A 16,657-nucleotide genomic window follows, 5' to 3' on the forward strand; every position below is an offset into this window, starting at 1 on the left:
AGTCAGGTGAGTGACTGCTTATCAGCTTTTAGTATAAAAAATGAAATTTTAGAATTTCGAGTAATAACATCCACCGCTCATAATGACGTCATCAATTTGAGTTAAGGATGACAACGATGGCGGGTTTTCAACACGTTAAGACCACAAAGGTCAAACAGGCAACGCTGGTGGCATTGGATGGAGGGGCAACATCGAGCCCTTATACTCGCCTGTCTCGTAGTCAGTTGCGCGCCGGCGAAGTGGCGTTGGTTGGTGCCGGTCCTGGCGATCCTGAATTGCTGACAGTCAAAGCACTCAACTATCTACAACAAGCGGATGTTGTGCTCTATGACTATTTGGTCTCAGAAGACATTATGGCGCTGATCCCCAGCACAACCATTTTAGTTTGTGTGGGGAAACGGGCAGGTCATCATAGTGTTCCACAAGAAAAAACCAATCAACTGCTGGTCGATTTTGCCCAATTGGGTCATCGCGTGGTGAGGATCAAAGGCGGTGATCCTTTTATGTTTGGTCGTGGTGGTGAAGAGTTGGAAGTGTTGGCGGATGCTGGCATCGCATTTCAAGTGATCCCTGGCATTACTGCAGCAGCAGGAGCGACCGCGTACGCTGGTATTCCATTAACCCACCGTGATTATGCACAATCGGCTTTATTTATTACCGGACACTTAAAAAATGACACCATTGATGAGATGGAGTGGCCGACCTTAGCACGCGGTCATCAAACCTTAGTCATCTATATGGGATTGATGAATGCTACGATGATCACGCAACAACTCCTCCTACATGGACGTCAAGCCTCGACGCCGATTGCGATCATCGAGCGCGGTACTCAACAAGCCCAAAAAGTCTTTCGAGGCGTTTTGCAAGATTTACCCCAATTAGCGACTCAAGCGCAATCACCGGCCTTAATTGTGATTGGTGAGGTGGTCGCGTTAGCCGATAAATTGGCTTGGTTTGGCGAGCAAACTGAGCGTCCCACTCACTACCATTATGCCTAATTGATTATTTTACTCTTGCCATTTTCTTGTTCGAGACAATGACGAGGCAGCGAAAAGGAAACCGACAGAATGGATCCACAACGTTTAACCCATTTACAGCAGCTTGAGGCGGAGAGTATTCATATTCTTCGCGAGGTGGCGGCAGAATTTGCGAACCCAGTGATGATGTACTCGATAGGTAAAGACTCCTCCGTGATGTTGCATTTGGCTCGCAAAGCGTTTTATCCGGGAAAAATTCCTTTTCCTTTACTGCATGTGGATACGGATTGGAAATTTCGCGAGATGATCGAGTTTCGTGATGCGGCAGCTGAAAAGTATGGCTTTGAACTTTTGGTACATAAAAACCCAGAAGGATTGGCGATGGGGATTAATCCCTTTGTGCATGGTTCCTCAAAACACACCGATATCATGAAAACCCAAGGGTTGAAACAAGCTCTCAATCACTATGGGTTTGATGCCGCTTTTGGTGGTGCGCGTCGTGATGAAGAAAAATCTCGAGCCAAAGAGCGGGTCTATTCGTTTCGTGATCAAAACCATACGTGGGATCCGAAAAACCAACGTCCAGAGCTATGGAAAACCTATAACGGGCAAATTAATAAAGGGGAAAGTATTCGCGTATTCCCTTTATCGAATTGGACGGAATTGGATATTTGGCAATACATCTATCTAGAAAACATCGATATTGTGCCGCTGTATCTTGCTGATGTCCGCCCGGTCGTTGAGCGAAATGGCATGTTAATTATGGTCGATGATCAGCGGATGCCATTGCAACCGGGTGAAGAGGTTCAATACAAGCGAGTTCGGTTCAGAACCCTCGGCTGCTATCCCCTAACCGGAGCCGTAGAATCTGAAGCCGATACGTTGACCGGGATTATTGAAGAGATGTTGGTGGCAACGTCCAGTGAGCGACAGGGGCGGGCGATCGATCACGATCAGTCTGGATCGATGGAACTGAAAAAACGCCAGGGTTACTTCTAAGGATTTGAGGAAAGAAAATGAACAGTGCAGTGCATGCTCAACTTGCTGAGCTGGGTATTGAAGGATACCTCAGCCAACATCAACATAAATCATTATTACGCTTTCTAACCTGCGGCTCGGTTGATGATGGAAAAAGTACGTTAATTGGTCGTCTGTTGCATGATTCTAAGCAGATCTATGAAGATCAGCTCGCCGCGGTTCATTCGGACAGTCAGCGCGTGGGAACCACCGGAGAGCGGCCCGATCTTGCGCTATTGGTCGATGGTTTACAAGCCGAGCGTGAGCAAGGAATCACTATCGACGTTGCTTATCGCTATTTTTCCACTCAAAAACGCAAATTTATCATTGCCGATACCCCAGGGCATGAACAGTATACGCGTAATATGGCTACCGGGGCGTCGACCTGCGACTTAGCGATTATCTTGATTGATGCTCGTAAAGGGGTATTAGATCAAACCCGCCGACATTCGTTTATTGCCCATTTATTGGGGATCAAACACTTTATCGTCGCGATCAATAAGATGGATTTAGTGGATTATTCCCAAGCGCGATTTGAAGAAATTGCTCAGCAATACGCTGATTTTTCAAAGCATCTTGCCCAAGATATTGCTATTCAGTTGATTCCTATCTCTGCGCTAGAAGGTGACAATGTCGTCGAGAAAAGCCAATTTATGTCTTGGTATCAAGGTGAATCACTGCTCGAGCGACTAGAAAACGTGCAGATTAAGCCACCGAGTCTCAACGCAGATTTTCGTTTTCCCGTTCAGTATGTCAATCGTCCCCATTTAGATTTTCGTGGTTTTGCTGGTACGGTTGCCGCGGGCACAATTCATGTTGGTGATAAGGTCAAAGTGTTACCGTCTGGAAAAACCTCTGCGATTACGCGGATTGTTACTTTTGACGGAGACTTAAGCCATGCCAATGCTGGACAAGCGGTCACCTTGACGTTACAAGATGAGATCGATATCAGTCGTGGTGATCTGTTAGTGTTGGCCGATGCTGATGTTTCGTTAACCTCGCAACTCGTCGCGGATGTGGTATGGATGACAGAGCAGCCACTACAACTTGATCGTGAATACGACATTAAAATCGCAGGTAAGAAAACTCTGGGTCGAGTGACCAACATTGAGCATCAATACGATATTAATCAGCTAAGCACCTTCAATACTGAACAGCTACCACTGAATGGTATTGCCCGTTGTCAATGGCGCTTTACCCATCAACTGGCGGTGGATAACTATCAAGATTGTGCGGATACTGGCGGTTTTATTATTATTGATCGTTTGACTAACGTCACGGTCGGAGCGGGTTTGATTCGCGAGTCGCTGCAAGCCGTAGATTTACCAACCGCAACGGGATTGTCGGCTTTTGAGTTAGAATTTAATGCGTTGGTCCGAAAACATTTCCCTCATTGGGACGCGAAAGATCTCAGCCAGTTCAAGGGGTAATAATGCACACTATCGATAATGTCACTGAACCGACGATCGTTTGGCATGAGCATCATGTTGATAAAGCCCATCGAGCACGATTGAAACAACAGCGTCCAGCGGTATTGTGGTTCACTGGGCTATCTGGAGCTGGAAAGTCAACCATTGCGGGAGCTCTAGAACAACGCCTTGCTGAGCTTGGTTACCATACCTATTTATTGGATGGCGATAATGTGCGTCACGGATTGTGCGCAGATTTAGGTTTTTCAGAGCAAGATCGCCGGGAGAACATTCGCCGCATCGGTGAGCTTGCCAAGTTAATGGCCGATGCAGGATTGATTGTGTTAACGGCTTTTATCTCGCCGCATCGTGCTGAAAGGCAACGAGTTCGAGCATTAATGCCTGAAGGTGAATTTTTGGAAGTGTTTGTGAATACTCACTTAGCGGTGTGTGAGCAGCGTGATCCAAAAGGGTTGTATAAGAAAGCACGAGCGGGTGAACTGACTCAGTTTACTGGGATTGATTCGGTGTATGAAGCGCCGCTGGAGGCAGAGATTGATTTGCCCGCTGGTGAAGAGCCGGTCGAGGCATTGGTTGAGCGCTGCATTGTGGCGTTACAGCAACGAGGGATTATTCGTTAAAGCGATACCACTCACCCTTTGATCGTGAAAGCCATTCATCCCGATGAGTGGCTTTTTTATGTGTGCGATTTATACCGTGTGATGAATGGTACTGCTGGCGTCACTATGGACAATAAATTTTTGTCCTAATAGAGCGATCAGTTGATCATAGTAACCACTATTGGGTTTATTGCCTAATAGTCGGCAGAGTTCATTGCCGGTAGGAGTGAAGCGATAGTACAGCAAGTGCACCCCTTTGGCAGTGACGTTTAATGTGAGCTGTTTACCTTGGTAGCTTAGCGTTAGCGGCGGATCAAATTCAATTGCACCCGATTCTAATTCTGTGGCATGCAGTAAGCCAAGTTCGATTAATACCAGTAAGCTGGAGTAAGGTAATTGGTGACTACCAATATTTAATGTTGAGGTGATATTGCGTTTGCCTAAACTAAAAATACTGTTTTGTACTTTAAGACCAAACAGTAATTTTAAACTCGGATCGCTGCCGAAACTGCAACTCAAACCGGCGGCACGTTGTAAAATTTGCGCTTCTTTGGGAGTCATGTTTTGCAAAATACTCAGTGCTTTCATTGAAGTAAACCCTGGGTTGGTCACTTCACGTTTCAGAACTTGCGCCCACAGACGCTGCATTGATGAGTTATGAATATCTTGCGCCATATCGAAGAAACGGTATAGCCAGTCTTGGTCAGGGTCTCCCGCCGTTTCGTTATGACACGAGAGATGTGCAAGACGTACGATTTGCTCCAGATTTTTTTGTCGCTGCTCTTTTCTCTCTCGCTCACGTTTTAACGCTCTATCTAACGGCGTTTTTTGCGGCTTCTCATCCAGTAATAAGGCATCTAACCCATGTTGCTGAGCAATCGATGAGATACGACTCGCGCTATCTTTTAGATAACTGGATTTTTTCTCTGTATTGGAATGGGTTGTGGTTGGATGCTCAATCACAACCGAGGATTTCAGCTCAGCCATGGGTTACCAAATTTTACCATTGAATCATACTCTAAAATGTACCGTGGATTGGCTAAGGTAACCAGTGAAACTCTTGGTGATAGCGCACAAATTTGCGCTATCATAAATGATAATAACTTGTTAAAATTGTTATCAACAACTGTGAGGGCACACTGACGCAATGAAGTACGATAAAGAAAATCGCTGGTTTAAGCATCTATCGACCACTTTACTGTTTTTGATCTATTTGGGGTTATTAAGTTATTTAGCCAAATACATGATGTAACGAGTAAGGTGGTCTTTGAGTTAGCAATTATTTAACAAATGGTTACATGTCATCGTAATCTTCGATCGCGGTTCCTTCAATCAGATAGGCGGTTTCCGCCAGCTCAGCACTAACCACTTCGGTTTTCAATGTTCCTATCACATACACCACATCCCATAACTGTTGAATCGGAGCCCCTTGAGGGTACTTGACGTAAATGATCTGATTCGGTGGCGGTGGTGGGACATGAATACAGGCCCCAAAATAGGGAACCAGTAAAAACTCGGTGATGGAGTTTTCGTCTCCCTCAAGAGGAATGACAAACCCTGGGATTTTTACCTGACTGCCATTGAGCTCACTGCGTACACTGCCCACTTTGATTTGTTGGGCGGGTAGATCGAGGTTGTGATCGATCATTGGCATGCCCATCGCGTTAAATTGGTTGCGCTCATTTTCTGGAATGAGATCAATCCAGTCTAATTGCAGCGGTTCACCATTGGCGTAGACGTTAAAGCTTATCGCCGTAAGTAGTGGCACCAATAAGCTCAGTAACCATTTATACATCTTATTGTTTCTCCTAGAGTCGTATCGTCATACCATCACTGAGTGATTGACGGTAAGCACGCAGTGCAGGAATAAAGCCTATCATGGTGCCAGCCACTTGCACATAGCCCAGCAGTTGCCACTCATAATGAGTCAGGGCTTGGAGTTGCAGTTGAATACCATATTGACTCGCGACGATAGGGGAAGCGACAGCAAGAACAAGATATAAGCCGATTAAACCGGTGACAATGCCTAATAAGGTTAAAACACTCGCTTCGCTGATCAGTAAGGCAAAAATGTGTTTTGGTTGTGCCCCCATCGCACGTAAAATCGACATTTCACGACGACGTTCTTGCAGGCTAGTCAGTAAGCTACTTAGCATGCCGAGTAACCCGGCAATAACGACAAAAACCGACACCGTCATTAACGCTTGCTCTGCAACGGACATCATTCCCCACAGTTCATGCAGTGCTACACCGGGTAGAATGGCACTTAATGGTTCCGCTCGGTATTGGTTAATTTGTCTTTGTAGCGCAAAGGTCTGAATTTTTGAATGCAAACCGAGTAGCATCGCCGTGATTTGCTGCGGTTCAAATTCGCGCTGCTTTAACTCTTCTTTGCTCGGGGTATTGCCTAAATTAGCCCCAGACTCCCAGCCAACATGGATAGCTTCAATGGCTTCAAGAGAGACGTGGACGGTTTTATCTACCGGCGTGCCGGTTGGCGCTAAAATACCGACGACAGTAAAAGGCAGATTATCGTGCCGACTGAAGCCGACATCGCTGATGCCATGAGCGATAATGATCTCACTGCCTAAGTGATAACCGAGTTGTTTGGCGACGTCGGCACCGAGTACAGTCTCAAATAAGCCGGAAAACTCTCTGCCTTGAGAAAAAGTAAGTGGTTGCTTACTTCCATAGCGAAAGTGTTCAAAGTAGTTATGGTTGGTGCCCATGACACGAAAACCACGGTGCGAATCGCCCAGTGAAATCGGGATAGCCCATTTTACGGCGCGATGCTGGCTAAATTCTTGATAGCTTTTCCAATCAATATTATTGGTCGCATTGCCAATCCGAAATACCGAATAAAGCAGAAGATTCACTTGTCCTGAACGGCCTCCGACAATCAGATCGGTACCTGAAATGGTATTGGCAAAGCTGCTCTTAGCTTGAGTGCGTATGCGCTCAACCCCCATTAATAGAATGACGGAAATCGCCACAGTAAGAATAGTTAATACAGCGGTGCTTTTACGATTCAGTAAGCTTTTCCACGCTAACTTGGTGACTACGCTCATGCAACACCTCGTGCTTGATTAATAGTAGGTAAGTACACACTTCGTTCAAACAGTTTCTCTAAAGTTGGATCGTGGCTAACAAAAACCAGGGTTGTGCCGACACGATTGGCTTCATCTAATAACAGTTCGATAAAGGCACTGCGGTTATCGTAATCGAGTGCGGAGGTGGGCTCATCGGCAATCAGTAGTGGCGGATCGCCAATCAATGCCCTTGCCGCGGCGACGCGTTGTTGTTGACCGATACTTAATTCCGTCACCGGCTTATTAAGCAGTGTGTCACTGAGCTTCAGCTGAGCGAGTAACTGTTTGGCTCGCTCGCGAATATCTCCAGAGACGTTCGCGCGGCGATGAGCTGAAAATTGACAGGGTAGAATGACGTTATCAATCACTGACAAGTAAGGTAATAAGTTAAATTGTTGGAAAATATAACCAATATTGTCAGCGCGAAATTTATCTCGTTGGCGAGATTTGAGTTTAGCTAAGTCATGACCGAGTAAGTGGACATGGCCTTGAGTGGCGGTATTAATTCCGGTCAGTAAGCTTAGTAAGGTCGATTTACCACAACCACTTGGCCCCTTTACAAACAGATGTTGCTTGGCAAGCACGCTCAAAGCATCAATATGGAGGGTCGGTTGAGGATTATTTGGCCACTGAAATTGTACATCGATAAGGTCAATTACGGGAGTGGCGCTTGGCAGCGGTTGGCTGTTCATCACTTATCCTTATTTGATGGAAAATCGGGTAAGCCAGGCTTACCCGATTGGGGCGTGAACGCTTATATCGGTTGATGCATTTACAGTGACAGACGAGTTTGTTGCTTGGTCAGCTCAACGGCAGTTTGTGTACGCTCGGTGAGTAAATTGACCAGCATTTTTTCCGTGCTTGGGAACAAGGCGAACCATTCCGTGTTGATCTGAGTGAGCGCGCCAACATTTTCACATTGATAGTGATATTGCGCAGTAAATTCACCGTGTTGATGCTTGTGATCGTGATGCTTATGATGGTCATGGTCATGGTCATGGTCATGGTCATGCTCATCATGTCCGTGATCATGATGAGCATGATCGCTATGATCATGGTTATCTTTGTCGCCACTTAGGGTGTGGCTAACATGGGTTTCTTCCAATTGACATTTCGCTGCCGAGCTTAAGGTAAACAGTGATTCTGCTTGTCCTAAGATATCTAATGCGCGATTAAGTGCTTGAACTTGGGTTTCGTTGTGTGGTGCGTGCTCAAAACCCACCACATCTGCGCCCGGAGCAGTGATTTCAATCAGCAAATCCGTGCCATCTTGAGCGATGTTAAGCTCAACTTGTCCATGAACATGAGCATCGTGTTGACGAAATTCTTGATGGGCAAACGCGGCGGTTGATAATACGGCAGAAATACTTAAGGCAAGCAAAGGTTTAGTTAGCATAGTGTTGATTCCATAACATAGGGATAGTAAATATTGTGTTGGTTAATGTATTGAACGGTTCAACGTTTTGGTGGTGAACGTGCTACATAAGTAATGTAGTCGAGTACCAAACAAAATGGGCTAACGATGGCTGGTATAAAACCCTGTGCTGGCCAGATAGGGATGATCAGAGTGGCATGCTCAAGGCCATGTTTCATTACGGAAAACAGTTGGCAATGATGATCGGTATGTTGAGTTGGATGAATGTCTAATTGATGATTTATCACGGCGATATTGAGCCACAGCACCAACAATACGGCCAGTATACTGACAGTGTTGGTCGATAGACGTAAAGGCTGTGGTTTGACCATCATCTTATACCCAATACAACAAGAAGATTGTTATAGTATAACAATCTTCTTGTCTGGCAAGCCTTAAGGTTATTTTTCTAGCTGTTGTTGAATGAGCGACAGTAGGTTTTGAATAGCATCGTCATTTAAAGCCCCTTCTTGGACAAATTGCACGATACCCTGTTTATCGAGCACGATGATCGCTGATGAGCGGTTTTGTAACTGCCAACTTTGTGCCACGATACCCGCTTGGTCAAGGACAATCGACGACCAAGGGAAATCGGTTTTGCTGCTTTGAGCCGATGATTTTACAAACGAGCCCGTTCCCCATACCGCATCATTTTGATTAATGATCGTTGTAGTTTGGTATGCATCACGAGGAAACTCTGCTGCGGTGATTGCGGCCATGAGAGGGGCGTTCATTTCCTTGGCGGCGCTTCGACCAGCAATAGCTTGAATCACTCGAACCTTACCTGGGAGTTGAGTGCTACTCCATGGTACAAACTGAGTGTCTTTACCCTCCAATATCACTTCGCCATATTTTGCGACGTCGACGGCTGGCAGTGGCTGACCGAGTACTAGATTGTGTGCTGACGCAACGAGACTATGAGTGGTGATCAATAGAGTGAGTAGTATTTTTTTTATCATGGTAAGTCCGTTTTAGTAAATAAGTGGTTTAAGTTGATGGTGTATCGGTATGCAAGGACCGCATTGTGTTCTTGAAATTGGTAATTACTGTTATTGACGTAGGGACTAAAATTATAGAGCAAGAACGCATGTTTGCCTTTTTTGATCTCTAAATAAACCCCGACCGCCTGACCAAACTCACTAAGTTTGATGTTTTTTGTCTCGCCAAACTCGGGATGTAGGGGCTGAGTAATTTGATAATTACCACTCAGATTAAGATAACCTAGCCCAATACCAATCCCCGTTTTTACTTGCCATTTCTCTGGCTGGTGGCGATTAAAATGGTAAAAAAATAATGGCATCGCATACAGCGCATAGCCAGATATTTTGGTATCAAGATTGGTTAGCTGATTGTTTTGATGAAGCGTTTGTCGATTAACTTTGACGAGATTGCCATCCAGTTGAAATTGTACGCCCAACGAGCTTTGCTCTGAAAGATAATAGCCTTTTGATAAGAGAGAGACCGTTGGAGAAAGAGCGAGCTTATTATTCATTTGTGCAATGTTTTGATCGGACTCGTCGCGCACATCAATGTTGTTGGTGGTTAATTGTAGACCCAGATTGAGCTCAATAGCGCAAATTGGGAGGCTATAGCAAAGAGTAAAAATAACGCTCGTTCTTAAATAATTGATCATAACAGAATGCTCTTTCATCATTTAATGAGCCATTAATCAGCTCGCTTCGTTGATATTGCTGAAGCGAGCGTTATATTAGTGAGCTCGATTATTACTCACAAAAAGCACACCCCTGTGCCACCAAGGCCACAATATCCTTGCGGGTTTTTAGCGAGGTATTGCTGGTGAGAACTTTCCGCAAAATAATAAGCGCCAGCAGGAGTAATTTCGGTGGTGATCTCCGCTTTATGGTGTTCGCTTAGCAAAGCTTGATATTCTGCGCGGCTTTGCTCTGCTAGCGTTTGCTGTTCATCGGTGTAAGTGTAGATCACAGAACGATATTGAGTTCCTAAATCATTGCCTTGGCGCATACCTTGGGTTGGATCGTGATTTTCCCAGAAGGCTTGCAACAGTGTTCTCAAGGGTAACACCTTAGGATCGTAGATCACTCGGACGACTTCCGCATGGCCAGTTTTACCCGTACAAACTTCTTGATAGGTTGGGTTTGGAGTAAAGCCGCCAGCATAGCCGACAGAAGTAGAAACGACACCGTCTAAATGCCAAAATAAACGTTCCGCTCCCCAAAAACAGCCCATTCCAATCAGTAATTGCTCTTGTCCCGCGCTAGGTTTGCTGCTTAGGGGGGTATGATGGATAAAATGTTTGTCTTCAAACTCGATGGGAGTAGCACGGCCTGGTAAGGCTTGATCCGCTGAAATAAGCGAAGATTTGTTGAGCATAGCAATTCCTTATTAGTCATAGTCAATGGAACGTTGAGTGAAATTCTGTGTCTCACTGGTACAATTTTTATTCAACATCGGATGCGATTGATCCAGAGTATTGTTCTGGAATATCAGCATTGATGATGTGATGACGTTCGTTGTTCGTCTTACGTGCCGAGATCGCTTTATCGCCACATCTGCGTGTAATCTATTGGCGCGTGAGCGATTATCCTACAGACTTCTTATCCTATAGTCGGTATGATTTAAAGTCTATTAACCTGAATTGCGGTAAGGCGCTTAACCACTATTTAACATGAGATCACTCCCATTCTATGTACTATTCGCGACGTTATTCTTCTCCTGCACTGTGTTGGCGAAAGTCGATTTAACCATTCGAGGATTAAGCGGCGATCTAAAAGATAACGTCGATGCCTATCTGTCCTCAATATCGACCAGCGATTACTCGACCCAGTTACGTTTTCAGTCGCGCCTAGAACAAAGGATAACCGCTGCATTAAATGCGCTAGGTTATTATCACCCGACGTTTGTTTTTGAAGTCACGGAACTGGATCGAGCGATGACGGTGCATGTTTCTCCCGGAGAAGTGGTACGTTTGGCGGTGGTTGAGATCGTGATTGAGGGAGAAGCGCAGCAAGATGCGGATTTTGCTCGCGTGATTGAACGTAGTGGCTTAAAGGTTGGTGAGACACTGAATCATAGCCAATACGATAGCCTTAAATCCTCCTTGCGTAACTTAGCGCTCCAAAAGGGGTATTTCGATGGCGATTTTCAGTTAAGTCGTTTGGAAGTGGTTCCCGATCGGCATCAAGCATTTGTTCGTTTACACTTTGACAGTGGCATTCGTTATCATTTTGGCGCCACGTCGATCTCTGGGAGTCAAATTGAAGAGGTTCGTGTTCGTTCACTGCAACCGTTTAAACAAGGCGATCCTTATTTAGTCTCACAAGTTGGTCAATTTAACCTTAACCTAGCCAATACGGATTGGTTTTCATCGGTATTCGTCAAACCCGATTTGGAACAGTTAAATCCTGATCAGCGTGAATTACCTATGGTGGTTGCTTTAGCGCCAAAAGCGCGTAATCAACTAGAAACGGGTATTGGTTATTCAACCGATGTTGGCGTAAGAGGCTCATTAAAATGGAAGAAGCCGTGGTTAAATGAGTATGGCCACAGTTTTGATAGCAGTCTATCGATATCGGGTCCTGAACAGAGTATTACCGCCGGGTATAAAATTCCTCTCGAAAATGTGCTTCATGAGTATTACCGTATTCAATATGGGATGAAGCATGTCGATAATCGAGATACTGAAAGTCTAGAATCTAATCTCGTGCTAGAGCGTCATTGGTTGCTTGATAGTGGCTGGCATCGAACGGTGTTTTTGCGCTATCTGATTGAAAGTTATGAGCAGGGTTTACAAGATGATGGGGCGCAATTTTTAATGCCAGGCATTACTTATACCCGTACTCGTACACGGCTGAATCGCTCGTTATTAACTTGGGGCGATAAGCAAACCATCACCTTAGAATACGCCGATCCCTCAGTGATTTCGGAAACGCGAGCCACTCGAGTCCAAGCTGGTAGCTCTTGGGTCAGAAGCTTAGGTGAGCGTCATCGTGGTCTATTCAGAATTGACGGTAGTGCCAACTTTGCCGACGAGTTCGATAAGCTCCCCCCTTCGCTGCGTTTTTTTGCAGGTGGAGACAACAACCTACGTGGTTATAGTTATCAATCTATTTCGCCGCGGGATGCCAGTGGCTCGTTAACGGGGGCTAAATACATGGCCACCAGCTCATTAGAATATCAATATCGAATTGGTGGTAATTGGTGGGCTGCGCTGTTTGTCGATTATGGTGACGCCTTTAATGACACCCCTGATTGGAAAACGGGGACCGGATTTGGTTTGCGTTGGCTTTCACCCGTGGGGCCGCTGCGACTTGATTTTGCATGGGGATTAGATTCTGAACCCGGCGATCGATTCAAACTGCATTTTACGTTAGGGCCTGAATTATGATTAAGCGAGCGATGAAATGGACCGGTTGGTTATCCGCAAGCTTGGCTGGCATTGTCACGCTTTTGTTGCTGTTGTTTGCTGGGTTATTTTTTACCAACAGTGGCTTAAATGTCTTAGTCTGGGGTGCTCAAAAAGCGTTACCCGATTTCTCGGTTCAATCGACCCAAGGGGCTATTTTCCCCCGTTTCACTCTTTATGGTATTGAATATCAAGAGCCATCATCCGCTATTGATCTGCAGCTTGAGCAGTTAACGCTCGCGGTAAATGCGAACTGCTTACTCGAACCGATGATCTGTATTAATGAGGTGATTGTCTCGGGATTGCAGTTTAATTTGGAATCTATTGCCGATTCAACACATCAATCGGCAGAGACGGCATCAGCGCCAGTGACCGCGATTTCTACACCCGTGCCAATCAAATTGGGCAGATTAACCTTGAATAATATTCAGCTTAATCTGCTTGGTAATCAGATTGACTGGCAGCACTTTACGACCAGTGGCTCACTACAAGGCGATCGATTAACGATTGATCGCACGTTATGGCGAGGCGTACGCATTGCGTTGGCTGAAGAACAGACGGAGCCGTCGGCTGCGACGAGCGCTTCTTCATCCGATGCGCTGCCGATAAGCTTACCTGAGGTTATTATTCCATTACGAATCGAGCTGAGTCGCTTTGAATTGCGCGATTTTCTCCTCGAGCAAGCATCACCGATCGCCATTAATCACTTGGTGCTGCAAGCTCAAGCCTTTCAGTCTCAAATTGACGTAAAAAACATAACCCTTGATATGCCAGAGCTGGACGCCTCTCTAACGGGGCGGGCGACTTTGCGAGGTGATTATCCTCTGAATCTCACTTTTCAGTCATTGCTGAAGTTACCAGAAGCGAAGGGACAAACTTTACAATTAAAGGCCTCAGGCAGTATGGCCGATCTCGCTTTGGAGGCGCAACTTGCCGGACTGGCACAGGCCCAGTTGCAGGCGAAATTAAAACCGCTACAACCCGATATGCCTTTTGATATCAAGGTGCAGCAGCTAAAAGCACAGTGGCCGCTGGTCGGTGAAGGCGATTATGTTGTGCAAGCCCCTTTGCTTAACGCAAAGGGGAAGCTCAATGATTATCAGCTAGACATCGAAGCAACACTAGCAGGACTGGATCTCCCTGAGATGAGCTTGGCAGTTCAAGGACAGGGTTCATTGACCCAGATAGCCTTGCATTCACTGCTTTTGAAGACCCTAAATGGTGAGATTGAGGGCGAACTGCAAGCCAACTGGCAACCAAACATTGATTGGCAAGCCAAGCTCAACGTTAAGCAGATTAATCCCGGTTTGCAATGGCCTGAAGCACCAGGGATGATCAGCGGCCAGTTAATCACTTCTGGGAAATTGACTGAGCAAGGTGGTTTTGAGATTGCCTTGCCATTACTGGCTATTAATGGTGATTTTCGTGGCTATCCGTTGGATATTAAAGGGCAACTCAACGCCGCCGATCCGCAAGGTCAAGGGGAGTATCGCATCTCTACCTCTGGGTTAACGTTCGCGCACGGACCAAATCGATTGACCGCCAAAGGGCAATTAGACCAACAGTGGCAAATGGATATTGCTTTATCGTTAAAGGATTTAGCGAAAACAGTGCCGGATCTATCGGGGCAAGTAGCAGGTCACGTAACGTTACGTGGGCAACTGACAGAGCCAGATATTCAGCTGGATTTGCGCGCAGATCAGCTGGCTTGGTTAAACGAGGCAACGATTCGTGAATTATCGTTAGTCGGCCAGTTAACGCCGCTGCCTTTACCTCAAGCGGATTTACACCTCTCTGTTGCTGATATTCATTATCAAGATCAGACCATTGAGTCACTTTTGTTATCCTTGAGTGGTCAGCAAGAGCAGCACCATTTAACACTAGAGGTTAATTCGCCGATAGTTTCTAGCCAACTGGCAATCACAGGACGGCTTACTGAGTCGACCAATTGGCGTTGGGATGGTCAGCTTGAGCGCATGAACATCGAATCCATGCAAGGGCCATGGCAGTTAAATCATGCCACCGAGATCAGTGTTGATCTTGAGCAGTCACGAGTGAAGGTTGCTCCTCACTGCTGGTTACAAGCGGACGCATCACTGTGTCTTGAAGAAAGTGCCAGTTTGGGGGATAGCGGCGCGGTTCAAGTGGCATTAAAGGATTTCCAGTTTAGTCAAATTCAAGGATTACTGCCTCCGGAAACCCAGATAAAGGGAGGATTTTCTGGTCAATTGTCGGCTCAGTGGTCAGCACAGGCGGCACCACAAGTAAAACTTTCCGTTACCTTACCAGCCGGCGAAGTCGAGCAAAATTTGTCACAACCGATTATTTTTGGATGGGATGTGATGCAGTTTAATGCTGAATTAGCCAATAATTCCTTACAAGCGGAGTGGTCGCTGCAAGTGACAAATAATGGTCAGTTTTCAGGTCATGTACAGATCCCCGATGTCACTGCAGAAGAAAAACAGTGGCAGGCCGGACTAAAACTGACCCCCTTTCATCTTGATTTTCTACAGCCATTAGTCGGTGAGTTTAGTCAAGCGGATGCGACGATAACGGCTGATTTAAGTTTGCAAGGGGCCATGCTTCATCCTCAAGTGCTGGGTAATATTGAGTTGACGGGGCTACAGCTCAAAGGTGATATCTCTCCGGTTGATATGGATTCGGGCCAAGTTACGCTAGACTTTTCTGGTTACCAAGCGGCGCTGCATGCACAAATTGGTACGCCCGAGGGCTTACTGAATGTCACTGGTGACGCTGATTGGCACAACATGGCTGAGTGGCGAGTTAACAGTCGAGTGTTTGCCGATTCTCTGTTGGTGGATATGCCACCGATTGTAAAAATGAAGGTGATCCCTGATTTAACCTTAACCATGCAACCGGATGTGGCACAAGTCACCGGTTCTATCCATCTTCCTTGGGGACGGATTACGGTCGAAGAGCTACCTCCGAGCGCCATCGAAGTGTCTAAAGATCAAGTCATACTGAGTAAAGATTTACAGCCTTTAAGTGAGCAAAGCCGTTTACCACTGCGCATTGAAACGGATGTTGAGATCGTAATTGGTGACGATGTTCGTCTGAGTGCTTTTGGCTTAGAAGGCGGGCTACGAGGCCGATTGAATTTTACTCAGCGTGATCGTGGGCCATTGGTGATCGGTGAGATAAATATTTTGCAGGGTCAGTATCGCTCATTTGGTCAGGATTTACAGATCCAAGAAGGTAAAATTTTAATGAACGGTCCAATCGATCAGCCTTTTGTGTCGATTAAAGCGATTCGTAATCCCAATAATACCCAAGATGGTGTGATTGCCGGTATTCAAGTAACAGGACCCGCTGATGAGCCGATGATCACCATTTTCTCTGAGCCAGCGAAACCACAAGCCAATGCTTTATCTTATTTATTACGTGGACAAGATATTGATGGTGAAGCTGGCGGTAGTGCGATGACCATGACCCTAATTGGGCTAAGCCTAGCGCAAAGCGGTAAAGTGGTGGGTCGAATTGGCGAGGAGTTTGGCGTACAAGATCTGCAATTGGATACAGCAGGTTCGGGGGAGGATGCACAGGTTACCGTGAGTGGCTATATTTTACCTGGATTACAAGTAAAATATGCAGTAGGTGTCTTTAATGCACTAGAGCAATTTACTATTCGCTATCGTTTGATGAGGGATCTCTACTTAGAGGTTGTTAATTCAAAAGAGAGCAATACGTTTGATTTGCTCTATCGCTTCGAATTTAACTAAGGAGGGT

General features: G+C 45.9%; 14 protein-coding genes and 1 pseudogene. 6 read left to right on the forward strand and 9 right to left on the reverse strand.

Features of this window, described 5'->3' with window-relative positions:
- The first annotated feature begins 116 nt into the window (after positions 1 to 116).
- From cobA to cysC, 4 genes and pseudogenes are all read left to right on the forward strand, one after another.
- Entirely contained in the window at positions 117 to 998 is an 882-nt protein-coding gene (cobA, locus tag CAG60_RS08665; protein ID WP_161425536.1) for a uroporphyrinogen-III C-methyltransferase, read from the forward strand.
- A gap of 66 nt (positions 999 to 1,064) precedes the next feature.
- A pseudogene (gene cysD / locus CAG60_RS08670) lies at positions 1,065 to 1,976 on the forward strand (sulfate adenylyltransferase subunit CysD); the annotation flags it as partial.
- 17 nt (positions 1,977 to 1,993) lie between these two features.
- Positions 1,994 to 3,424 (forward strand): sulfate adenylyltransferase subunit CysN, encoded by a 1,431-nt coding sequence (gene cysN, locus CAG60_RS08675; RefSeq protein WP_161438748.1) that lies wholly within the window; start codon positions 1,994 to 1,996, stop codon positions 3,422 to 3,424.
- 2 nt (positions 3,425 to 3,426) lie between these two features.
- Positions 3,427 to 4,044: an adenylyl-sulfate kinase gene (gene cysC, locus CAG60_RS08680; RefSeq protein WP_161438749.1), complete on the forward strand. Its 618-nt coding sequence runs from the start codon at positions 3,427 to 3,429 to the stop codon at positions 4,042 to 4,044.
- 69 nt (positions 4,045 to 4,113) lie between these two features.
- Here cysC and CAG60_RS08685 read toward each other — a convergent pair whose 3' ends face one another.
- From CAG60_RS08685 to msrA, 9 genes are all read right to left on the reverse strand, one after another.
- Complete coding sequence (locus CAG60_RS08685) at positions 4,114 to 5,010, reverse strand: TIGR03899 family protein (protein WP_154170030.1); 897 nt, start codon at positions 5,008 to 5,010, stop codon at positions 4,114 to 4,116.
- 307 nt (positions 5,011 to 5,317) lie between these two features.
- A complete protein-coding gene (locus tag CAG60_RS08690) occupies positions 5,318 to 5,818 on the reverse strand; it encodes a DUF3299 domain-containing protein (RefSeq protein ID WP_158144649.1) in 501 nt (166 codons plus the stop codon).
- 13 nt (positions 5,819 to 5,831) lie between these two features.
- Complete coding sequence (locus CAG60_RS08695) at positions 5,832 to 7,091, reverse strand: ABC transporter permease (protein WP_161438750.1); 1,260 nt, start codon at positions 7,089 to 7,091, stop codon at positions 5,832 to 5,834.
- On the reverse strand, positions 7,088 to 7,804 hold the full coding sequence (locus CAG60_RS08700; RefSeq protein WP_158144650.1) for an ABC transporter ATP-binding protein: 717 nt from the start codon (positions 7,802 to 7,804) through the stop codon (positions 7,088 to 7,090). Before CAG60_RS08700 ends, CAG60_RS08695 begins: the two co-directional genes overlap by 4 nt.
- Positions 7,805 to 7,884: 80 nt before the next feature.
- Positions 7,885 to 8,508, reverse strand: a complete 624-nt coding sequence (gene zrgA / locus CAG60_RS08705) for a zinc uptake protein ZrgA (RefSeq protein ID WP_161438751.1) — start codon at positions 8,506 to 8,508, stop codon at positions 7,885 to 7,887.
- Between the two features lie 59 nt (positions 8,509 to 8,567).
- Positions 8,568 to 8,861: a DUF2607 family protein gene (locus tag CAG60_RS08710; RefSeq protein WP_233268182.1), complete on the reverse strand. Its 294-nt coding sequence runs from the start codon at positions 8,859 to 8,861 to the stop codon at positions 8,568 to 8,570.
- A 66-nt stretch (positions 8,862 to 8,927) separates the two neighbouring features.
- On the reverse strand, positions 8,928 to 9,485 hold the full coding sequence (locus tag CAG60_RS08715; protein ID WP_161438752.1) for a YtfJ family protein: 558 nt from the start codon (positions 9,483 to 9,485) through the stop codon (positions 8,928 to 8,930).
- Complete coding sequence (locus CAG60_RS08720) at positions 9,482 to 10,159, reverse strand: hypothetical protein (RefSeq protein WP_154170043.1); 678 nt, start codon at positions 10,157 to 10,159, stop codon at positions 9,482 to 9,484. The genes CAG60_RS08715 and CAG60_RS08720 overlap by 4 nt, the downstream gene beginning before the upstream one ends.
- Positions 10,160 to 10,254: 95 nt before the next feature.
- On the reverse strand, positions 10,255 to 10,878 hold the full coding sequence (gene msrA / locus CAG60_RS08725) for a peptide-methionine (S)-S-oxide reductase MsrA (protein ID WP_161438753.1): 624 nt from the start codon (positions 10,876 to 10,878) through the stop codon (positions 10,255 to 10,257).
- A gap of 295 nt (positions 10,879 to 11,173) precedes the next feature.
- On the opposite strand from msrA, the gene tamA reads away from it, so the two are divergent.
- On the forward strand, positions 11,174 to 12,892 hold the full coding sequence (gene tamA / locus CAG60_RS08730; protein ID WP_161438754.1) for an autotransporter assembly complex protein TamA: 1,719 nt from the start codon (positions 11,174 to 11,176) through the stop codon (positions 12,890 to 12,892).
- On the forward strand, positions 12,889 to 16,650 hold the full coding sequence (gene tamB, locus CAG60_RS08735) for an autotransporter assembly complex protein TamB (protein WP_161438755.1): 3,762 nt from the start codon (positions 12,889 to 12,891) through the stop codon (positions 16,648 to 16,650). The genes tamA and tamB overlap by 4 nt, the downstream gene beginning before the upstream one ends.
- Positions 16,651 to 16,657 lie beyond the last annotated feature (7 nt).

Origin of the sequence: Vibrio sp. V33_P6A3T137 (genome assembly GCF_009904835.1) — a bacterium.
GTDB classification, from domain to species: Bacteria; Pseudomonadota; Gammaproteobacteria; order Enterobacterales; family Vibrionaceae; genus Vibrio; species Vibrio metschnikovii.

Coding starts and splice junctions, on each gene's coding strand:
- cobA (WP_161425536.1), top strand. CDS start 117: ATGGCGGGTTTTCAACACGTTAAGACCACAAAGGTCAAACAGGCAACG.
- cysN (WP_161438748.1), top strand. CDS start 1,994: ATGAACAGTGCAGTGCATGCTCAACTTGCTGAGCTGGGTATTGAAGGA.
- cysC (WP_161438749.1), top strand. CDS start 3,427: ATGCACACTATCGATAATGTCACTGAACCGACGATCGTTTGGCATGAG.
- CAG60_RS08685 (WP_154170030.1), bottom strand. CDS start 5,010: ATGGCTGAGCTGAAATCCTCGGTTGTGATTGAGCATCCAACCACAACC.
- CAG60_RS08690 (WP_158144649.1), bottom strand. CDS start 5,818: ATGTATAAATGGTTACTGAGCTTATTGGTGCCACTACTTACGGCGATA.
- CAG60_RS08695 (WP_161438750.1), bottom strand. CDS start 7,091: ATGAGCGTAGTCACCAAGTTAGCGTGGAAAAGCTTACTGAATCGTAAA.
- CAG60_RS08700 (WP_158144650.1), bottom strand. CDS start 7,804: ATGAACAGCCAACCGCTGCCAAGCGCCACTCCCGTAATTGACCTTATC.
- zrgA (WP_161438751.1), bottom strand. CDS start 8,508: ATGCTAACTAAACCTTTGCTTGCCTTAAGTATTTCTGCCGTATTATCA.
- CAG60_RS08710 (WP_233268182.1), bottom strand. CDS start 8,861: ATGATGGTCAAACCACAGCCTTTACGTCTATCGACCAACACTGTCAGT.
- CAG60_RS08715 (WP_161438752.1), bottom strand. CDS start 9,485: ATGATAAAAAAAATACTACTCACTCTATTGATCACCACTCATAGTCTC.
- CAG60_RS08720 (WP_154170043.1), bottom strand. CDS start 10,159: ATGATCAATTATTTAAGAACGAGCGTTATTTTTACTCTTTGCTATAGC.
- msrA (WP_161438753.1), bottom strand. CDS start 10,878: ATGCTCAACAAATCTTCGCTTATTTCAGCGGATCAAGCCTTACCAGGC.
- tamA (WP_161438754.1), top strand. CDS start 11,174: ATGAGATCACTCCCATTCTATGTACTATTCGCGACGTTATTCTTCTCC.
- tamB (WP_161438755.1), top strand. CDS start 12,889: ATGATTAAGCGAGCGATGAAATGGACCGGTTGGTTATCCGCAAGCTTG.